This window comes from Succinivibrio sp. (assembly GCF_045124615.1).
Classification (GTDB): domain Bacteria; phylum Pseudomonadota; class Gammaproteobacteria; order Enterobacterales; family Succinivibrionaceae; genus Succinivibrio; species Succinivibrio faecicola.
This window is the reverse complement of the sequence record NZ_JBGVMC010000182.1, coordinates 1-1,150: the sequence shown is the minus strand read 5'-3', so window position 1 is coordinate 1,150 and position 1,150 is coordinate 1. Positions and strand designations below refer to the sequence as shown.

Sequence of the window (1,150 nt, the reverse complement as noted above, 5' to 3'; positions counted from 1 at the left end):
ATTAAAAGTATGACTTTCTTTTTATAGTGCTTATAAAGACAAGTTGATAGAAATTCTAAAGCTTCCTTTACATATCCCATAGAATTTATATCACACAGAAATTCTCTATTTAGATATTTGCTATAGTTTTCAATCTCATCTTTTGACAGATTCTTACTGTTTAATAAAAAGTCGTAACTAGAAAATAGCCTTACTACAATACGTGCTAATGCATCATAGGCCTGTTCAAAAGTCTCTCCATAAGCGCTTTTAAGCGAAATAGAAATAACAGGGAACTGTCCTAGGTATTTATCTGTAAATTCTTTGTCATTTAGAATCTCAAGACCATCAAAGAGTTTTTCTTTATACTCTCTGTTTGCAGAACCATCAGGTGCAACTCTTAAAAATGATTTGAACATATCCATTAAAAGAGTTTTTCCAAAACGTCTTGGTCTTGTAAAAAGGATTACTGGAGAGATATTGGTAAAGACTGTTTTTAAGTATGAGGATTTATCAACATAATATCCTCCTTTAGTAATGATATCTATGAAACTATCATTTCCAATTCCTAAAGGTAGCCTTTTTAAGTTTCTCTCGCTCATCTTTATATCCAAAAATCATCTTACAATCCTATTTTAGACAAAATGATGTATATATAGCAAATGAAAGTATCCAACAAATGATACTGCTCCATAGAAAAAAAAGAATATGATCACTCTCTTTTGTTATATGGCCACATCATAATCTGGCCTTGCAGCCTACATAATAAATGGCACCTTTGCATTGAAGATCAAAACAATCTTCAATCATCGATGCCATTTATGGAAAAGTGCAATGATTACTTAGCTTTTGCTCTTTTAGCAATAAAAATAACAGATACAATCATAAGAGCAAAAGCTGTCAGGAAACTTGCAGCAAAACTGTGAGTAACACCTGCAACAGCATAACCTACAAATGAGCATGCAGCTACAATTGCTGTATATGGTAGCTGCGTGTATACATGTTCAATATGAACACATCCTGCGCCTGCTGATGATAGGACAGTTGTATCAGAAATTGGTGAGCAGTGATCTCCAAAAACAGAGCCTGCCAGTGTTGCTGACAGAGAAATAATCACAAGTTCACTTGAGTTTGGATCAATTGCATTTGCAACCATCACAACGATTGGAAT

Annotated in this window: 2 protein-coding genes; both read right to left on the bottom strand. The window is 33.6% G+C overall.

Annotated features, from left to right (window positions below; translation table 11 throughout):
• Positions 1-581, bottom strand: a 581-nt coding sequence (locus tag ACJML3_RS04700) for an AAA family ATPase (RefSeq protein WP_406021054.1), incomplete at its 3' end; no start/stop codon positions are given.
• 236 nt (positions 582-817) lie between these two features.
• A partial coding sequence (locus ACJML3_RS04695; protein WP_406021052.1) for a Na+/H+ antiporter NhaC family protein occupies positions 818-1,150 on the bottom strand: 333 nt, incomplete at its 5' end.